The following is a 764-nucleotide window of genomic DNA, read 5'->3' on the forward strand; positions in this document are numbered from 1 at the left end:
CTAACGTGTTTGTATAATGCCAGTGGCGGTTCTTAGCTCGCTGTGGCTCAACCAAATTTGCGGACGCAAATGTTGGCAGCGGCGTCGACGCGTGCGACTCGGAAGCCACAGCGAAGCCGTTTACGGGTTTATTCGGAATTAAAGATAGGATTTTTTGTAATGACAGGCTAGGGGAGTTCACAAAACTCGCCATTGGCTTTATACGTTGTTGGGGGTAGTTACTTTGATTCCCTCAGTATATTCTTTGTTATCGATTGTTATGATATTAAACTCCGACTGATTTACTGATTCAACTTTCCAATCTGTATAGCTTGAAGAGACTAGCTTTAATCTATTAATAGTATTATTCGATTTGTTAATTACAGAAAGGTATGATTTAGGCCATTGATTTGGAGTTTTAAATTCTCTAAGAAATATTAGGTGATTTATTTCAAAGTAAAAAACCCCAAAGCTTTTATCTTCCACTAAATTGTTCAAATCATCATTTTTGAATTTAATTTTGTAAAATTTAATCAATCCGTCAAAACCGGTTTCTGCAAAGTTTTTTCGATGAATTTCTCTATTTCCATTTTTAATCCAAACAAACCAATCTCCGTGAACATCAGTGTAATTTTTCATGAAAGGAATAAAAAAATACAACATGCGAAACGGCGCAGAAATAATAAACCCTAAAATTGAAGACCAAATCGGAAACCTCCGCTTTGATTCGCCTATTTTAAAATTTATTAATTTAATATCAGTCATTTCGTAATTACCCCCAACGT

At 35.1% G+C, this 764-nt stretch carries 2 protein-coding genes; both read right to left on the reverse strand.

Features of this window, described 5'->3' with window-relative positions:
* Positions 1-181 (reverse strand): hypothetical protein (locus ACY2RU_RS17720; protein ID WP_490139817.1); only part of this gene is annotated, 181 nt, incomplete at its 3' end.
* A gap of 17 nt (positions 182-198) precedes the next feature.
* Positions 199-764, reverse strand: a 566-nt coding sequence (locus ACY2RU_RS17725) for a hypothetical protein (protein WP_490139818.1), incomplete at its 5' end; no start/stop codon positions are given.

This window comes from Ulvibacter sp. 2305UL32-6, assembly GCF_058148545.1.